The following is a 16,610-nucleotide window of genomic DNA, read 5'->3' as shown; positions in this document are numbered from 1 at the left end:
CTGTCCGGTGCGGGGCGGAGACGCATCCCGGCCGGAGCGGAAGCGGAAGCGGGAACGGAGCCGGTCGAGTGCACGGTGAGTACAAAATCCCCGGCGGCAAGCTGGTCGTGGTCGACGTGGACGTCGAGGACGGCGTGCTGTGCCGCGCACGCGTCGCGGGCGACTTCTTCCTGGAGCCCGACGAGGCACTCGACGCGGTGAACCGGGCGCTGAACGGGGCTCCGGCCGGCACGGACGCCGCCGGCCTGGCGGCCCGGATCGACGCGGCCCTCCCCGAGGGGACCGTGATGTACGGGCTGACCTCGGAAGGCATCGCCGTCGCCGTGCGCCGCGCGCTCGCCCACGCCACCGACTGGACAGACTACGACTGGCAGCTGATCCACGAGGGCCCGCAGTCCCCCGCCCTGCACATGGCGCTGGACGAGGTGCTGACCGCCGAGGTGGCGGCGGGCCGGCGCGCGCCGACGCTGCGCGTGTGGGAGTGGGGCGCCCCGGCGGTGATCATCGGCAGCTTCCAGTCCCTGCGCAACGAGGTCGACGCGGACGGGGCGGCCCGGCACGGCGTGGAGGTCGTCCGGCGGATCTCCGGCGGCGGCGCGATGTTCGTGGAGCCCGGCAACACCATCACCTACTCGCTGTCCGTCCCCGAGGCGCTGGTCCAGGGCCTGTCCTTCCAGGACAGCTACGCCTACCTCGACGACTGGGTGCTCGGCGCCCTCGGCGACATGGGGATCAGGGCCTGGTACCAGCCGCTGAACGACATCGCCACGGACCAGGGCAAGATCGCGGGCGCGGCGCAGAAGCGGATCGTGGGCCCCGAGGGACGCCCCGGGGCCGTGCTGCACCACGTGACCATGGCGTACGACATCGACGCGGACAAGATGCTCGAGGTGCTGCGCATCGGCCGCGAGAAGCTGTCCGACAAGGGCATCAAGAGCGCGAAGAAGCGGGTGGACCCGCTGCGCCGGCAGACCGGACTGCCCCGCGAGGCCGTCATCGAGCGGATGATCGAGTCGTTCCGCGGCCGGTACGGACTGTCGGAGGGCAAGGTGACCGATGCGGAACTGGCGCGCGCCGAGGAGCTGGCGCGCACCAAGTTCTCCTCCCCCGAGTGGACCGCCCGGGTGCCATGAGCGGAAGCGAGCGGCGGGACCGATGCTGGCAGGCGGTGCGCGATCGGGCGCGGGTGCGGGTGCGGGCCGGCGGGTCAGTCCACCGGGTGGCCGGGGTCGATGTCGAGCGCGTCGCGCAGCCGCAGCAGCGGGCCGTCGTCGCCGCGCCCTCCGGCGTGCTCGGGCTCCACGACGAAGCAGACGTGGTCACCGCCGTCGACGCGGGCGCGCACGGTGCCGACGAACCAGGCGGCGGCGTCCTCCAGGACGGCCTCCCCGCCGGGTCCGGGCCGCCAGCGCACCCGGGTGAACTTGTCGACCTCGTCGCCCGTCTCCCCGCCGAACAGCCGGGCCAGGTCGTGCTGGTCCCGGGTGAGCAGATGGACGGCGAGCCGGTCCGCGGCGCGGGCCACCTGGTAGGTGCGGTTGACCTTGGACAGCCACACCGCGTACCTGAGGGGCCGCATGGAGCACTGCGCGGAGAAACCGACGAGACAGCCCGCGCGCTCTGTCCCCACCGTGGCCGTGACCACGCACATCTCGGGATCGAGCCGGTCGAAGAAGGATTCCGTGTCCGTCACACCGTACGCATGCCCCGCCGGCCCCGGATCGCACCGCCCGCCCGGGGAACCCGGACGAGCGGTGCGGCGTCATCCAGGGTGACCAGGGTGGCCCGCAGGCCTTCCGCCGACGAGACGAGGACGACGACGTGGTGAGTGACAAGGCCCGCAGACTGTTCGAGGCGCTCGACCTCGACCGGAACGGGACCCTGACCCGCGAAGAGGTGATCGTCGCCCTGCGCACGAAGGGGCCCTCGCTGGCCGCTTCCGGGGTGCTGCCGTTCTGGGGTCTGCAGAACGCGGACGCCTCCTCCGCGCTGTTCGACGCGGCCGACCAGAACGGGGACGCGGTGCTGACCCTGGAGGAGTTCGCCGCGGTCGTGGACCGCCGCTTCGGCTGGAACCAGTCCGGCTCCGAGCCGGGTGGGGCTTGACGCCGGGCGGGGGCCTGACGCCGAGGGTGCGCACCGCTACGGGGCCTGGCGCACCTCGAATCCGCCGCGCCCGTCGAACCGCACCTCCCGCACGGCGTCGAAACCGTCCGCCCGTGAGGGGCGGCGCAGTCGCCCGAGCGTCGCGTGGATGCCGGTGTCGGGCACCCGGTCCCGTCCCTGACGTGCGGCGTTACGGGCCAGGGAGCCCGCCGGATCGGGCGGGAACCAGTATGCGGTGACCGTCGCCCCGTGCGCGTGCCCGGCCGCGACGAGCGGCCCCCACTCCGCCGGGGACGGATTGGTGTTGTCGACCGCCACCGAGCGCCCCGCGCCCAGCGCCTCGGCCATCAGGCGCATCTGTCGCTCCTGCTTGCGCCGGGCACCGCGCGGGAACAGGTCCTTGCTGATCAGCTCGTGATCAGCCGACAGCCACCGGCGGTAGAAGGTCGACTTGCCGGAGGCCTGCAGCCCCACGAGCACGGCCACCTCCAGCGGTGTCCCGGTCACCACCGGCACCCCCGTTCGCTCGCCGGCCGCGCTGACGTGACGCGGTGGCCGAGCCGGGTACCCGAGGGCACGCGGCGCAATCATCGCTTTCCCCTGGGGGCGTCATGAGAGTCGAACTGATCGAGCTGGCCGCCAACGTGCTGTTCGACGTCCCGGAGGACATGCACCAGGAGATCATCGCGCTGATCACGGCCGTGGCCGAGGACCCCGCCGCGCAGCTGCCGGGGATGTCCGCCGCGTTCGGTGAGTGGTGCTGGCTCGTCTACACCGCGCATCCGGACGTGATCGAAGTGCTGGACGCCGGCTGCGCCCGGTGACGCCGCCGGTGGGGTGACGGCCGGCGTGAACGGTGACGTGGCCGGAAGGTATGTATCAGCCCGCCCGTCCCGGAAACCCGGCGGGTCCAGGAGTCACCTCCGGGAGAAGACGAGACGCCTGAGAGAGGAAGAGGATCCCGCCATGGCCGACGACCTCATCACCCTGGTCACCACCGACCACCGCGAGCTGCAGCGCCTGTTCGAGATGATGAAGACGGACAGGAGTTCCCGGCCGCTGGCCCTCCCCCTGGCCGTGGCCATGCTGAAGGCGCACAGCGAGGCCGAGGAGGACCGGGTGTACCCGGCCGTGGCCCGGGAGGCCGGCGAGAAGGCGGGAGCCGAGCACGCCGCCGAGGAGCACCACGAGGCCGAGAGCCTCGGCAAGCACCTGCTGGAGATGGACTGGGAGAGCGAGGAGTTCGACCAGGCCCTCCAGGAGTGGATCGACGCCGTGGAACACCACATGGAGGAAGAGGAGAACGAGATCCTGCCCGCCCTGAGCGAGGCCGTCGGCACCGAGCGGCTGCGGGAACTGGGCAGGGAGTTCGCCACCCGGCGGGCGACGGCGCTGGCGGGTCAGCCCCTGAAGGCCGCGGGCGGCGCCGGCGGCAGTGAGGGCGGAACGGAGGGCGAGACGCGCGCCGAGCTGTACGAGAAGGCCCGGGAACTGGGCGTGGAGGGCCGTTCCACGATGAACAAGGAAGAGCTGGCGAAGCAGGTCGCCAAGGCGGAGGAGGCCGGGAACGGCTGACGCGGCCACCGGACGGGACGCAGCCGCCCGGAACGGGGTCCGCTCACACCAGTCGAATAAGCGACTGACAGGTCATCATCGCGCCCGTTACGATACGCGCGATGATGACCTTCTCCTCGTGTGGATCGGGGGGAATCGTTCGCGTCGGGTGAGTGCTGATGGCACCTCACTTCGCGAACGGGATTCCGTTCCGCCTGTACCTGTGGCAGCGCGTGCGTGAGTACGCCGTGCCACCGTCCATGACCGAGGCCGCGACCGCACGGCGTGCGGTCGGTGACTGGACGGGGGCCTGTGCCGCCGCCCGGATCGACGTCGATCTCGGTCTGCGCGCCGTGCGCGACCGCCACGGCACCGATCTCACCAGCCGTCTCCGCGCGGACCTGCGCCGGCTGGCGCCGGATCTGCGCTGGCACATGCCCCGGATCGCCCCCGACGGGCGGCTCCGGCCCGGCCTCACCCTAACTCTGGCCCGCTACCGAGCGTCCGGCCCCACGCCGCTGCACCTGGTGGTGCGTACGCCGCCCGCCTGGGCGGACGCCGGACAGCGGATGTCCCTGGCCTGGTGGGAAGGCCCGGGGACCGGCTCACCCGCGCGCCATTCCCGGCACCCCCACCCTCCTCACCATCCCCACCCGCATCCAGACCGGCGGTTCCGTCTCGACCTGCACCGGCATTTGTGGGACGCCGGACGCAGCCGCGAGCTGGGGTGGCGGTGCGGTGCCCGGCCGGCATCGTCCGGCGCCCCGCCCCTGCCGGTGCAGGACGTGGCCGACGGGCTCACCACGCCCGGCTCGCCGTGGGCGGTGGCGCGGTGGGCGGCGGAGGCGGAGCTGCTGCTGAGGGACGAGGGACGACACCGCGGGGCGTTCGCGGTGCGGCTCGGGGCGCGCGACCGCGCCGTCTTCGCCCTCGTCGCCCCCGACGACAGCCACGTCCCGACGCTCCGGCCGCTGCGCGAGACGGCCCTGCCACCGCAGGAGGTCGCGGCGCTTCCGCTGCTGCCGGAGGCCGCCGCCCGGATCCTTCCGGATCTGGAGCTGCTGCGGTCCGGCTGGTCACGGCCGGACGGCTGCATCCGCTCGTCGCCGCGGCGCTGCCGTGCCCGCTTCCGCGCCCGTGGCCGGTCCGGCCGTCGAGGCCGCCGGCCCGCACCGGGTGGACTGCCGGGACGAGGTCCACCGGATCGTGCTGCGCGACGGCGTGCTGACGGCCGTCGACCACGACCCGGACGAGCTGCGCCGCGAGGAGCTGCGCCGCGAGGAACTGCTCGTGGCGCTCGGCGGATCCGCACTGCCCTGTCTGCGGGCGATCGACTCCGTGCACCGCAGCCCGCAGGCACTGCCCGCGGTCCGGGAACGGCTGCGCCACGGGGATGTCACCGGAGCGCTCGTGGTCGAGGGTCTGCTCGGTCCCGCCGCGGTGCTGCGCGACGGGCCGCTGTGGCAGGAACTGGAAGCGGCCGCGGCACGCCGCGTCGAACACGGTCTCTTCCGCTCCGGGCTGGTCGCCGTGCACCCCGCCACGGGTACGGGCGGTGACCGCGCGGACGGGGAGCACACGGCGACGGACCACCGGCCCCCGCTGGACCGCCGTACACCCGCCTCGATGCGCCGCAAGCGCACCGGCCGGGGCCGGCCCCGCACCGGCCTGGCCTGCTGACCACCACCGACCACCGCGGAAGGCCTACGCCCGTACGGCACGTTCGGCGTCGCCGTACGCCCGTGCCCTCCGCCCGCCGTCCGTTTCCGCCCTTCCTCCTCTGTCCTCTGATCTCTGTCCTCCGGAACGGGACGCCCCGTTCCGCTCGTCTCCCTCCCACCCCAGGTGATGCCCATGACTTCCAGCACGCTCCTGCCCGCCTCCGCACCCGCCGCCGCCCGCGCGTCCGGGACCGACACGCAACTCGCCCTCGCCGACGACCCCCTCGCCCTGCTGCGCACGACCACGACCGAGCCGCGCCCCGACGAGCCGCTGGAGGCGCTCACCCTGGCGGTCGCGGCCGACCTGCCGGTGCTGCTGTGGGGGTGAGCCTGGCATCGGCAAGACCGCCGCGCTGAGCCAGCTCGCCGCCTCCCTCGACCTGCCGCTCACCACCGTGATCGCCAGCGTCCACGAGCCGTGGGAGCTGGGTCCGGACGGCGCGCACGGGCTGAGCAGGCAGCAGCGGGACGCGGTCCGCTTCCGGGTCGCGGAGGGGATCAAGGGCCGGCCGGGGAGCGCGCCGGACGGCTGGCGGCGGTGGGCGGACGAGGCGTTCCATCCGCCGCAGCCGTGGCGGCAGTTGCTGGGTGACGCGGTCCGCTCGGCGGCGGGCGCGCCGGGCGGGGGCCAGAACCACAGCTACCGGCGTCCGTCCCGGCGCTCGGCGAGCGTGCCCGGGGTGGTGCTGCCGAGCCTGCGCCGTACGCCGCCGCGGGTGTGCGTCGTGATCGACACGTCCGGCTCGGTGAGCGACGCGGAGCTGGGCAGCGCGCTGCTGGAGGTGGCGGCGATCTCGCGGGCGGTGGGCGGGCGGCGCGACCTGGTCTCGGCGATCTCCTGTGACGCGGCGGCCGGGATCGCCGTCCCGCTGTGCCGGGCCGAGAACATCGAGCTGATCGGCGGCGGGGGAACGGACCTGCGCTCCGGTTTCACCCTCGCCCTGCGCTCCCGGCCCCGACCGGACGTCATCGTGGCCCTGACGGACGGTCAGACGCCGTGGCCGTCCGCGCAGCCGCCGTGCCGTACCGTCGTCGGCCTCTTCCCGCGCCCCGCCCGCGCGGTGAGCGAGCGGAGCCCGGACTACGTCCCGGACGCGCCGCCGGTCTGGGCGCGGGTCGTCACGATGGGCTGATCGGCTGATCGGCTGATCGGCTTCGGCGGTGGGCCGGCCGCCCCGCCTCCGCGCGCAGCGGCCCGCCCACCCCCGTACCGTTTCCCTTTCACTGCTCGCAATTGGTCCCCCTTCTTCTCGCCCGTTTGTCATACGGGGTGCGCCCTGCGTGTTTCGTAGCGACGCGGTCCGCGGTGCGCGACCATACGGACGCCGACCCGGCAGCCAGCAGCAGGAAAACCGAGACAGGAAGAAGGACGGGCATGTCCGGCAGCGAAAGCGAGAACCCAGCGATCCCCTCCCCGACCCCCGCCCCGACCCGGCCCAGGACGAATCGGGACTGGTGGCCGAATCAGCTGGATCTCCAGGTTCTCCACCAGCACTCGCCCAGCGCGAATCCGATGGACGAGGACTACGACTACGCGCGGGAATTCGCCGCTCTCGACGTCGAGGCCCTGAAGCGGGACGTCTTCGAGGTGATGACGAACTCCCAGGAGTGGTGGCCCGCCGACTACGGCCACTACGGGCCGCTCTTCATCCGGATGAGCTGGCACGCGGCGGGCACGTACCGCATCGCCGACGGCCGCGGCGGTGGCGGCAGCGGCGCTCAGCGCTTCGCGCCGCTCAACAGCTGGCCGGACAACGCGAGCCTCGACAAGGCGCGCCGGCTGCTCTGGCCGGTGAAGCAGAAGTACGGACGGAAAATCTCCTGGGCCGACCTTCTGGTGTTCGCCGGGAACTGCGCGATGGAATCCATGGGGTTCAAGACCTTCGGATTCGGCTTCGGGCGTGAGGACATCTGGGAACCGGAGGAGATTTTCTGGGGTCCGGAGGACACCTGGCTCGGCGACCAGCGATACAGCGGCGACCGGGAACTCACCGGTCCTTTCGCCGCCGTGCAGATGGGTCTGATCTACGTCAATCCCGAGGGTCCCAACGGAAACCCGGACCCGCTGGCCGCCGCGCGCGACATTCGCGAGACGTTCGGGCGGATGGCGATGAACGACGAGGAGACGGTGGCGCTCATCGTCGGCGGTCACACGTTCGGCAAGTGCCACGGCGCGGTGGACCCGTCGTACATCGGCCCGGAGCCCGAGGCCGCCCCCATCGAGCAGCAGGGGCTGGGCTGGCGGAACACGTACGGCAGCGGCAAGGGCCCGGACGCCCTCACCAGCGGGCTGGAGGGGGCGTGGACCACGCAGCCGACCCAGTGGGACAACGGCTACCTGGAGAACCTGTTCGGGTACGACTGGGAGCTGACGACGAGCCCCGCCGGCGCCAAGCAGTGGAAGCCCACGGACCCCGCGGCGAGCGACACGGTGCCGGACGCCCACGATCCGGACAGGCGGCACGCTCCGATGATGCTGACGACGGACCTGGCGCTGAAGGTGGACCCCGTCTACGGGCCGATCGCCAAGCGCTTCCACGAGCACCCGGACCAGCTCGCGGACGCGTTCGCCAAGGCCTGGTACAAGCTGCTGCACCGGGACATGGGCCCCGTCTCGCGCTACCTCGGCCCGTGGGTGCCCGAGCCGCAGCTGTGGCAGGACCCCGTGCCGCCGGTCGATCACGAGCTGGTCGCGGACGCGGACATCGCCGACCTCAAGGCCAGGATCCTCTCCTCGGGGCTGTCCGTCTCCCAGCTGGCCACCACCGCGTGGGCGGCGGCGGCGAGCTTCCGCGGCACCGACAAGCGCGGCGGCGCCAATGGGGCGCGGATCCGGCTGGCGCCGCAGAAGGACTGGGAGATCAACGACTCGCCCGAGGTGCGGCAGACGCTGGAGGCGCTGGAGCGGATCCGGCGGGACTTCGACGCCGCGCAGACCGGCGGGAAGAGGATTTCCCTGGCCGATCTGATCGTCCTCGGCGGCTGCGCGGCCGTCGAGCAGGCGGCGCGCAACGCGGGGTACGACATCACCGTCCCGTTCGCGCCGGGGCGTACCGACGCCTCGCAGGAGCAGACCGACACGGACACGTTCGCCGTGCTCGAACCGAAGGCGGACGGGTTCCGCAACTACCTGCGGCGGGGCGAGAAGCTGTCGCCGGAGACCCTGCTGCTGGACCGCGCCAACATGCTGACCCTGACCGCTCCCGAGATGACGGTCCTCGTGGGCGGCATGCGGGCGCTGAACACGAACTTCGGCCGGACCTCCCACGGCGTCCTCACGGACCGGCCGGAGGCCCTGACGAACGACTTCTTCGTCAACCTGCTCGACATGGCCACGGAGTGGACCGTGTCGCGGTCGGACGAGAACGTGTACGAGGGCCGGGACCGCGCCACGGGCGAGACCAGGTGGACCGCGACCGCCGTCGACCTCGTCTTCGGCGCGCACTCCCAGCTGCGGGCGGTGTCGGAGGTCTACGCGGCGCGGGACGCGGCGGAGAAGTTCGTCCGTGACTTCGTGGCCGCGTGGGACAAGGTGATGAACCTCGACCGGTTCGACCTGCGCTGAACACCCCGACGGCCCGGCCCGCCACTCCCCGGCGGGCCGGGCCGTCCGTCATTCCTCCCCCGGCGGGCCGGGGGATCCGTCATTCCTCCACGTCGGGGGCCGGCTCCGCGGCGATCATCGCGACGGCCTCCGCCACCGCGGCGCGCGCCCGCCGCTCGGGCACGCCGGCCGCGATGAGCAGGGCCACGGCGGCCCGGGTGCCGTCGTCCTCCAGCGCCCCGGTGTTGACCTGCTCCAGCAGGGCGACCGTCATCGCCTCCAGGCCCGCGCTCAGCACCGCGGACGGCAGATGGGCGGGGAAGGCGCCCTCCGCGCGGCCGCGCTCCAGGATGGCCGTGACCTCGTCCCGTGCGGGCTTGAGGACCTCGGCGACGCGTTCCGCGCCCAGATCGCGCTGGGCCAGCGCCAGCAGCATCCGGTAGCGGTCGCCCACGGGCCACATCGACAGCGTGAAGTACGCGAGCGCCCGGTCGGCGGGCTCCGCCGGCCGCACGCCGACCGCCACCGCGTCCCGCAGCGCCTCGGAGGCCTCCTCGGCCAGCGCCTCCAGCAGCGCGGCCCGTCCGGGGAAGTGCCCGAAGAGGGTGCGCCGTACGACACCGGCGGCGCGCGCCAGCTCCTCCAGGGTGATGTCCGGGTTGCGGCCCAGCTCGTGGCGGGCGGTCGCGAGGATGCGCGCCCGGTTGGAGCGCGCGTTGCGTCGCTGCGGTACGCGGGCAACGGGCTTGGTCACGGACAACCTCGGTCGGGCGGCGCGGCGGACGGATGGGGGACGCGCCCATTCTGGCACGCGTGCCGCAGGTCACCACCGCCCTTTTTTGCACACGGGCGGGCAACAAACTAACCTGCACATGGATGGGCAAATAAGTGAACCGCCGTCCCCTCTCCCAGGAGCCTTTCGATGCCGTTCCTCGCGCACACACCCGCCGGGAAGACGACCGGGCCGTACCCGCGGCGCTGGTGGGCGCTGCTCGTGCTGTGCCTGAGCCTGCTGATCGTGGTCATGGCCAACACGTCCCTGATCGTCGCCGCCCCGGACATGACCCGTGACCTGCGGCTGAGCAGCAGTGACCTGCAATGGGTGATCGACGGCTACACCGTGCCGTACGCCGCGCTGATGCTGGTGCTGGGAGCGATCGGCGACAAGTACAGCCGTCGCGGCGCCCTGACAGCCGGACTGCTGCTGTTCGCCGGCGGTTCCGTGCTGGGCAGCCTGGTCGACGAGACCGGCCTGGTCATCGCCGCCCGCGCGATCATGGGTGTGGGTGCCGCGGTGGTCATGCCGGCCACGCTCTCGCTGCTGGTGGCCATGTTCCCCCGGCACGAGCGGGCGCGCGCCATCACCGCCTGGACCGCCACCTCCGGCCTCGCCATCGCCGTCGGCCCCGTCGTCGCCGGCCGGCTGCTGGAGGACCACGGCTGGGGCTCGACCTTCCTGATCAACGTGCCCATCGCGGTCCTCGCCGTCGTCGGCGCGCTCGCGCTGGTGCCGCCGTCGAAGGCGGAGGGCATGGGCCGGATCGACTACGTCGGCGGCCTGCTGTCGATCGTCTCCGTCGGCTCCCTGGTCTACGCGATCATCGAGGGCCCGCATTTCGGCTGGGGCACCGGCCCGGTCGCCGCGGCCGTCGTCGCCGGCGCCGGCTTCGTCGCCTTCGCGCTGTGGGAGCTGCGGCACCCGCAGCCCATGCTGGACGTCCGCAGGTTCGGCGAGCGCGCCTTCAGCGGCTCGATGCTCGCGGTGCTGTTCTTCTTCTTCGGCACCTTCGGCGCGATCTACTACGCCACCCAGTACCTTCAGTTCGTCCTCGGCTACGACGCCCTGGAGACCGGAGTCCGGCTGCTCCCGCTGGCCGGCGCGGTGTTCGCCGGAGCCGCCGTCACCGGCAAGCTGACGCCCCGGCTCGGTGTGAAGGCCACGATCGTGCCCGGGATGCTGCTGGGCACCGCCGGCGTGCTGCTGCTGACCCTGGTCGACCAGGGCTCGGCGTACACCGACTTCCTGCCGTCGCTGCTGCTGCTCGGCTTCGCGATCGGACTGAGCGTGTCCCCGGCCACCGACACGATCATGGGCTCCTTCCCCGAGTCGGAACTGGGCGTCGGCGGCGGCGCCAACGACACCTCCCTGGAGCTCGGCGGCTCCCTCGGCATCGCCGTCCTCGGCTCCCTGCTGGGCACGGCCTACCAGGACGAGCTCACCGACCAGGTGGGCGGCCGGCTGCCGCACGACGCCCTGGACGCCGCGCGGGAGTCGGTGGGCGGCGGTCTGGCCGTCGCCGAGCAGATCGCGCAGAGCCCGGCCGGCGGCCCCGGCCAGGCCCAGGCCCTGGTGGAGGCGGTGCACGAGGCCTTCGCCCACGGCGTCGCGCACACCAGCCTCGTCGGCGGCGTCATCATGGCCGCCGGCGCCCTGATCGTCCTGGCCGTCCTGCCCGGCCGCAAGGCCGCCCGCGAGCACGCCGGGGAGCACGCCGGGGAGCGGGACGCGAGGCAGCACGGTCCGGCCGGCCAGGAGCACGCGCGGCTCGGCTGACCCCACGGACGGGCCGTGCCTGAGCGGCGCACGGCCCCGGACGGTGCCGGGCGGGAACGCCCGGCACCGTCGGCGTGCCCGGGACCGACGGCCTGCCCGGCAGCGTCGGTGCGCGGCCCGCCCGCCGGGGTACTCGGCGCGGCATGATGAAGCGAGCGGCATGGCAGGGCCTGATCGCCGGCACGGCCGGTGTGCTGGTGATGACACTGGGCGAGAAGGCGGAGCAGCGGCTGACCGGGCGGCCCGACTCGCACGTGCCCGCCCGCACCCTGGAGCGCCTGGCCGGCCTGCGCGAGCGCCCGGGCCGGCAACCCGTACCGCTCAACTGGGCGATGCACGCGGGCCAGGGCGCCCTGCTTGGTGTGGTGCGCTCGCTCATGGCGCAGGCCGGTCTGCGCGGCCCCTGGGCATCGGCGCAGTTCACGGTCGTACGGCTGACCAACGACCAGATCCTCGAGAACGCCACCGGTGTCGGCGCGCCGCCCGAGACCTGGCCGCGCGGGGAACTCGTGGTGGACCTGCTGCACAAGGCGGTCTACGCGTTCGCGACGGGAGCCGTGGCGGACGCCCTGGCCGCCCGCGACGGGCTGGGCCCCGGTCAGCGTCACGCGCGCCGCGCTTCCGGCCGGCGCTCCGACGTGGGACCACTGCCCAGCGGGCGGGGCACCGGCTGACGGCGGCCGGCTGCTGCGGCCGAGTGCGACTGTCGGCGACGTGGAGGGCGGCCTGCCGGCGGCACCGGCGTCATGCCCCCGGCCGGTCCCGCGGTCGCGCGCGTCCGACGACGCTCCACGACCTCCACGCTGACACGCCCGCCGGGTGCGCGCACGCCGGACGGGCCGTCCGGGCCAACTCGGGCCCCGCTCGTTTTCGGCGCGGCGAAGGACGGGTACTCGTCGGCGGCCCGCCCACAGACCGGCCGTCGGCCAAGGAGACCCCCATGGGCTTCAATCCTCTCGAACACCAAGGCATCCCCCTCGACCGCCAGCTGCGCAACTGGCGGGAACTGAACGTGGAGCCCATCGATCCGGACCGCGGCGACCCGTACACGCGCTGCCGGATCATCACGATGAACGGCATCGAGGTCGAGGCGATCCTCTTCAGCCACCACCTCGCGCGCAACACCGTCGACCCGGACGTCAAGCGGCAGCTGGCCGAGGTCCGGTACATCGAGGCCCAGCAGCAGAAGGCGGTCAACTGGCTGCTGCCCGGCCTGGCCTCGGTGCTGGAGACGACCATCGCCTACGAGCAGGTGGCCGTCGACCTCACCGGCTGGGTCGCCCGCCACGAGCCCGACCCGTACCTGCGGCAGGCGTACGAGTTCGGTGTGCTGGAGGACTTCGACCACCTGTACCGGTACGCCAACCTCTACGAGATGATCGAGCACCGCAAGGCGGAGTCGATCGTCGACGGGCTGACCGAGGTCATGCCGGGCCGCCCGACCAAGTTCCACCACCGCCACCCGGCCGACAACGTGCGCGACCCCTATGACCGCACGACCACGAACCCGCTGTCGAAGCTGCACGCGCTGACGATCATGTCGGCGGAGCAGCAGACCATGAACTTCTACATGAACGTCGGCCCCCAGTACATGGAGCCCATCGCGCGCCAGCTGTACCAGGAGATCGGGCTGATCGAGGAGGAGCACGTCACGCACTACGAGTCGCTGGTCGACCCGGGCGAGACGTGGTGGGAGCAGCTGGTCAACCACGAGTACAACGAGTGCTACCTCTACCACTCGTTCATGGAGCAGGAGTCGGATCCGCGGGTGAAGGCGATCTGGGAGCTGCACCTCAACATGGAGCTGGAGCACCTGCGCATCGCCTGCGACCTGATGCGCCGCCACGACGGCCGCGAGCCGCAGGAGATCCTGGCACCGGAACTGCCGAACGTGCTGACCTTCGAGGAGAACAAGCAGTTCGTCCGGGGCCTGCTGGACACCCAGATGGACCTGACCACCCTCGGCAGCGGTTACGTCCGGGAGGCGCACGAGCGGTTCGAGCGGCTCCAGCAGCAGATCCACGGCGGTGAGGAACCGCCCAGCGAGCAGGTGATGGCCCAGCACCGGGAACTGCTCGGCGGCGAGTACCGGCTGGAGACCGAGGGCCCGCACCCCGACGCCGCGTCGCGGGAGAGGAGCTGACATGGCCGGCATCGCCGCGTCCGACGCCGACGTCGTCGCCCTGCTGATGCGCCAGCACGGGGACATCCGCACCCTGTTCGACGAGGTCGAGCAGGCCACGGGCGACGAACGCCAGGCGGCCTTCCGCCGGCTGGTCCGGCTGCTCGCCGTGCACGAGACGGCCGAGGAGGAGGTGATCCGGCCCTTCACCCGCAGGTCCGTCCCGGACGGGGAGAAGATCGTCGCCGATCGCCTCGCCGAGGAGCGGGAGGCCAAGGAGACCCTGGCCCGGTTGGACGACATGGACCCGGACGACCCGGAGTTCCTGCCCCGGTTGCAGGCGCTGCGCCTGGACGTGATGGCACACGCCCGCGCCGAGGAACGCTACGAGTTCAACCAGGTCCGCCGCCACGCCGACAAGTCCCAGCTGGCCGCCATGGCCTCCGCCCTGCGCGCCGCCGAGGCGACGGCCCCGACCCACCCGCACCCGGGCACCGAGTCGGCGGCCAAGAACCTCGCCGTGGGCCCGGTCGCGGCCCTCGTCGACCGCACCCGTGACGTCGTGCGCAAGGCCATGGGCAAGGACGGCTGACCGCCCGGTCCGTATGCGGTCCGTATCCGGTCCCGCCCGGCCCGCGGGACGACGCCCCACGGCTCGTGCCGCGGGCCGGGCGCGTCCGCGAGCCGGTCGGGACCGCGGGTCAGGCGGTCCAGGGCCGGAGCTTCTCCGGGTTCATCACACCCCAGATGTGCGTGATGCGGTCGCCGGCGACGTCGAACGCGTACACCACCCGCGTGACCCCCGCCTGCTGAAGGATCAGTCCGGGCCGACCGTTGACGGTGCGCTCCAGCAGCGTCATCTCACCCACCCTGCACCGCAGTTCGACCAGGAAGCGCGCCACCCGCTCGCCGCCCACGACAGGGTGCGGCAGGGCGCTGACGTGGCCGCCTCCGTCACCGACCGTCGTCACCGCCGGGTCGAGAAGGCCGATGAGGGCGCCGATGTCCTTGGTCTCCCAGGCCCGCTTGAAGTTCCTGACGACGTCGGCGGCCTGGCCGGCCGGCACCGGCCGGGACGCCGGCCGCGCCTCGCGCACGCGCCGGCGGGCCGAGGAGGCCAGCTGGCGGCACGCGGCCGGGCTGCGGCCGACGATCTCCGCGACCTCGGCGAACGCGTAGCGGAAGACGTCGTGCAGGACGAACACCACCCGCTCGGCCGGCGTCATGGACTCCAGCACGACCATGAAGGCCATGTTCACCGACTCGTCCAGGGTGACGCGGTCCGCCGGATCGTCCGCCACCGCGCCCGGCGCCCCGCCGAACCGCTCGGCGGGCCCCGGCAGCGGCTCGGGGATCCACTGCCCCACGTACTGCTCCCGCCGGGCCCGCGCCGAGCCGAGCACGTTCAGGCAGATCCGCGTGGCGACCGTGGTCAGCCAGCCGCCGACCGACTCGACCGCCTCCTGCCGCTGCCGTGACATGGCGTACCAGCGGACGTACGTCTCCTGGACGACATCCTCCGCCTCCGACAGCGAACCCAGCAGCCGGTAGGCGAGATTGAGCAGCCGGCGCCGCTCCCCCACCAGCGCGGCCAGGCCCGGATCGAGCAGGCCGTCCTCCGGCCCGTACGGAATCGTCACGGCATCCCCGTTTCGTCGTGTCGCGGCGGCTGTCGACGGCCTGTACACGGTGATGACAGGACAGCCCCGCGAGATGTGACGTCGCCGGCCCGCGCACGGGTGCGCCGGTCGCCGGCGAGCGAACGCGGCCTACCGTGTGAGCAGCGCGTGCCCTGCCGCCGACAGCGAGGAGCCACAGACCGTGAAGGTCGACATCCAGCCCGACGTGCACGACATCGCCGCCCGCCTGGGGGCCGACGCCCCCTGCGCGCTGAAGGCCCTGGCGGGCCGGCTGGCCGACGATCCCGACCTGGGGCGGCCCTCGGGGCTGCCGGGCATCCTCACCGTCACGGTCGACGGCGACATGTTCGACGACTGCCCCGACCTGAACGTCGGCTACCTCCGCGAGCCGGACCGCATCGAGATCCGCTTCCCTGACAGCGGTCTGCGCCCGCCCCTCCGCCCAAGAACCCGGCGAGTCCTCCAAGGACGAGGAGGCCTCCGGCGAGGACGCGCGCGGCGAGCGGGCGCGGCGCGCCGATCCCGCCGCCGACGCGGTCACCGTACGGCAGGTCGCCGATGCCTGGCAGCGCTTCACCGGCCGGTTGCGGCGCGACGCCCCCGACTCCTACGCCGCGCTCCGCCCCGGCGCGAGCGCCACCGCCCTCGCCGCCCTGGAGGCCGGCCTGGGCGTCGCGATACCCCTCGAACTGCGTGTCCTGTGGCAGCTGACCGCGGGCGACGACGGGTCCGGCGGCTGGGGCTGTCTGCCGGGGAACCGGGTGCTGATGCCCCTGGACGCGGTGGCCGCCGTCCACCGGCGGTGGATGGACGCGCGGGCCCGGGAGGACGCCCGCGGCGCCGGCCGGCCCGGGGACGAGCGGACCGCGGTGTGGCAGGCGGCCTGGATCCCGGTGATCGCCCGCGGCCCGGCCGACACCACCTCGGGGCTGTACCTGGACGCCGCTACCGGCTACTCGGGCCGCTGGTCCCGCTACGGCGAGTCCCCCGACGAGGAACTCGACACGCTGGTCACCTATCTGGAAGAGGCGGCCGACATGCTCGCCTCCCCGGCTCTGGCCACCCGGGACACGCCCGGTCTGATCGGTGGGACGCTGGTGTGGCGCAGCGGCCTCGGCCCCGCGGCGGAAGGCGGACGGGAGGACCGGTGGCGGCCCCTGGCCGGCTGACCCGTACGTAACTCCGTTGCCCCTGAGCGGTGTTGGTCCAGCCCTCGCCGCAGCCGCGGCGCCGTGCCGCGCGACCCGCCGTGAAGTGAGCGCGACCGGCCGTGAGGTAAAGCGAGGCCGGACGTGCGGGCGCGGCCGGCCGTGGGATGAGCGGGGCCGGACGGCCGGAAGTCGCGGTACGGACCTGGTGTGACGCAGGG

Annotated in this window: 14 protein-coding genes and 2 pseudogenes; 12 read left to right on the top strand and 4 right to left on the bottom strand. The window is 73.2% G+C overall.

Translation table 11 applies throughout. From position 1 onward, the window contains the following. Window positions 1–68 precede the first annotated feature (68 nt). Window positions 69–1,133, top strand: coding sequence for a biotin/lipoate A/B protein ligase family protein (locus G7Z13_RS31815; RefSeq protein ID WP_166004019.1), 1,065 nt, complete (start codon window positions 69–71; stop codon window positions 1,131–1,133). Window positions 1,134–1,207: 74 nt separating this feature from the next. On the opposite strand, the gene G7Z13_RS31810 is transcribed toward G7Z13_RS31815, so the two are convergent. Next, on the bottom strand, window positions 1,208–1,693 hold the full coding sequence (locus G7Z13_RS31810; protein WP_206313178.1) for a flavin reductase family protein: 486 nt from the start codon (window positions 1,691–1,693) through the stop codon (window positions 1,208–1,210). Between the two features lie 131 nt (window positions 1,694–1,824). Between G7Z13_RS31810 and G7Z13_RS31805 the strand changes: the two genes are divergently transcribed. Beyond that, window positions 1,825–2,106 carry an EF-hand domain-containing protein gene (locus G7Z13_RS31805; RefSeq protein WP_166005498.1) on the top strand — a complete coding sequence of 94 codons (282 nt, stop codon included), beginning with the start codon at window positions 1,825–1,827 and terminating at the stop codon, window positions 2,104–2,106. Window positions 2,107–2,142: 36 nt separating this feature from the next. Here the strand turns inward: G7Z13_RS31805 and G7Z13_RS31800 are convergent, their stop codons facing one another. Then, entirely contained in the window at window positions 2,143–2,613 is a 471-nt protein-coding gene (locus G7Z13_RS31800) for an ATP-binding protein (protein ID WP_240926419.1), read from the bottom strand. 104 nt (window positions 2,614–2,717) lie between these two features. Here G7Z13_RS31800 and G7Z13_RS31795 point away from each other — a divergent pair, with 104 nt between their 5' ends. The 5 genes and pseudogenes from G7Z13_RS31795 to katG all read left to right on the top strand — a co-directional run bounded on the left by G7Z13_RS31795 (window position 2,718) and on the right by katG (window position 8,946). Further along, window positions 2,718–2,930, top strand: coding sequence for a hypothetical protein (locus G7Z13_RS31795; RefSeq protein WP_166004016.1), 213 nt, complete (start codon window positions 2,718–2,720; stop codon window positions 2,928–2,930). 142 nt (window positions 2,931–3,072) lie between these two features. Then, window positions 3,073–3,681, top strand: coding sequence for a Rho termination factor N-terminal domain-containing protein (locus tag G7Z13_RS31790; RefSeq protein WP_166004014.1), 609 nt, complete (start codon window positions 3,073–3,075; stop codon window positions 3,679–3,681). A gap of 158 nt (window positions 3,682–3,839) precedes the next feature. Next, window positions 3,840–5,340: pseudogene (locus G7Z13_RS31785) on the top strand (hypothetical protein). A gap of 174 nt (window positions 5,341–5,514) precedes the next feature. Then, window positions 5,515–6,514, top strand: a pseudogene (locus G7Z13_RS31775) (VWA-like domain-containing protein). Window positions 6,515–6,756: 242 nt separating this feature from the next. Then, on the top strand, window positions 6,757–8,946 hold the full coding sequence (katG, locus tag G7Z13_RS31770; protein ID WP_166004013.1) for a catalase/peroxidase HPI: 2,190 nt from the start codon (window positions 6,757–6,759) through the stop codon (window positions 8,944–8,946). A gap of 79 nt (window positions 8,947–9,025) precedes the next feature. Here the strand turns inward: katG and G7Z13_RS31765 are convergent, their stop codons facing one another. Continuing rightward, the gene (locus G7Z13_RS31765) at window positions 9,026–9,679 is read right to left on the bottom strand and encodes a TetR/AcrR family transcriptional regulator (RefSeq protein ID WP_166004011.1); all 654 of its coding nucleotides are present in this window, start codon (window positions 9,677–9,679) and stop codon (window positions 9,026–9,028) included. Between the two features lie 168 nt (window positions 9,680–9,847). Here G7Z13_RS31765 and G7Z13_RS31760 point away from each other — a divergent pair, with 168 nt between their 5' ends. From G7Z13_RS31760 to G7Z13_RS31745, 4 genes are all read left to right on the top strand, one after another. Next, window positions 9,848–11,479: an MFS transporter gene (locus G7Z13_RS31760; protein ID WP_166004010.1), complete on the top strand. Its 1,632-nt coding sequence runs from the start codon at window positions 9,848–9,850 to the stop codon at window positions 11,477–11,479. A 143-nt stretch (window positions 11,480–11,622) separates the two neighbouring features. Further along, window positions 11,623–12,153 carry a hypothetical protein gene (locus G7Z13_RS31755; RefSeq protein ID WP_166004008.1) on the top strand — a complete coding sequence of 177 codons (531 nt, stop codon included), beginning with the start codon at window positions 11,623–11,625 and terminating at the stop codon, window positions 12,151–12,153. A gap of 266 nt (window positions 12,154–12,419) precedes the next feature. Then, entirely contained in the window at window positions 12,420–13,622 is a 1,203-nt protein-coding gene (locus G7Z13_RS31750; RefSeq protein ID WP_166004006.1) for a hypothetical protein, read from the top strand. Between the two features lies 1 nt (window position 13,623). Further along, window positions 13,624–14,193, top strand: a complete 570-nt coding sequence (locus G7Z13_RS31745; protein ID WP_166004004.1) for a hemerythrin domain-containing protein — start codon at window positions 13,624–13,626, stop codon at window positions 14,191–14,193. Between the two features lie 109 nt (window positions 14,194–14,302). Here G7Z13_RS31745 and sigJ read toward each other — a convergent pair whose 3' ends face one another. Then, window positions 14,303–15,241 carry an RNA polymerase sigma factor SigJ gene (gene sigJ, locus G7Z13_RS31740; RefSeq protein WP_166004002.1) on the bottom strand — a complete coding sequence of 313 codons (939 nt, stop codon included), beginning with the start codon at window positions 15,239–15,241 and terminating at the stop codon, window positions 14,303–14,305. Between the two features lie 584 nt (window positions 15,242–15,825). On the opposite strand from sigJ, the gene G7Z13_RS33940 reads away from it, so the two are divergent. Beyond that, window positions 15,826–16,410, top strand: a complete 585-nt coding sequence (locus tag G7Z13_RS33940) for an SMI1/KNR4 family protein (RefSeq protein ID WP_240926418.1) — start codon at window positions 15,826–15,828, stop codon at window positions 16,408–16,410. The last annotated feature ends 200 nt before the right edge of the window (window positions 16,411–16,610 follow it).

It is taken from the genome of Streptomyces sp. JB150 (assembly GCF_011193355.1).
GTDB lineage: Bacteria > Actinomycetota > Actinomycetes > Streptomycetales > Streptomycetaceae > Streptomyces.
The sequence above is the reverse complement of the archived record's forward strand: the minus strand, read 5'-3'. Positions and strand labels throughout refer to the sequence as shown.

Excerpts from the sequence above, each read along its gene's own strand:
- G7Z13_RS31795 (WP_166004016.1), top strand. The coding sequence starts at position 2,718 with ATGAGAGTCGAACTGATCGAGCTGGCCGCCAACGTGCTGTTCGACGTC.
- G7Z13_RS31790 (WP_166004014.1), top strand. The coding sequence starts at position 3,073 with ATGGCCGACGACCTCATCACCCTGGTCACCACCGACCACCGCGAGCTG.
- katG (WP_166004013.1), top strand. The coding sequence starts at position 6,757 with ATGTCCGGCAGCGAAAGCGAGAACCCAGCGATCCCCTCCCCGACCCCC.
- G7Z13_RS31760 (WP_166004010.1), top strand. The coding sequence starts at position 9,848 with ATGCCGTTCCTCGCGCACACACCCGCCGGGAAGACGACCGGGCCGTAC.
- G7Z13_RS31755 (WP_166004008.1), top strand. The coding sequence starts at position 11,623 with ATGATGAAGCGAGCGGCATGGCAGGGCCTGATCGCCGGCACGGCCGGT.
- G7Z13_RS31750 (WP_166004006.1), top strand. The coding sequence starts at position 12,420 with ATGGGCTTCAATCCTCTCGAACACCAAGGCATCCCCCTCGACCGCCAG.
- G7Z13_RS31745 (WP_166004004.1), top strand. The coding sequence starts at position 13,624 with ATGGCCGGCATCGCCGCGTCCGACGCCGACGTCGTCGCCCTGCTGATG.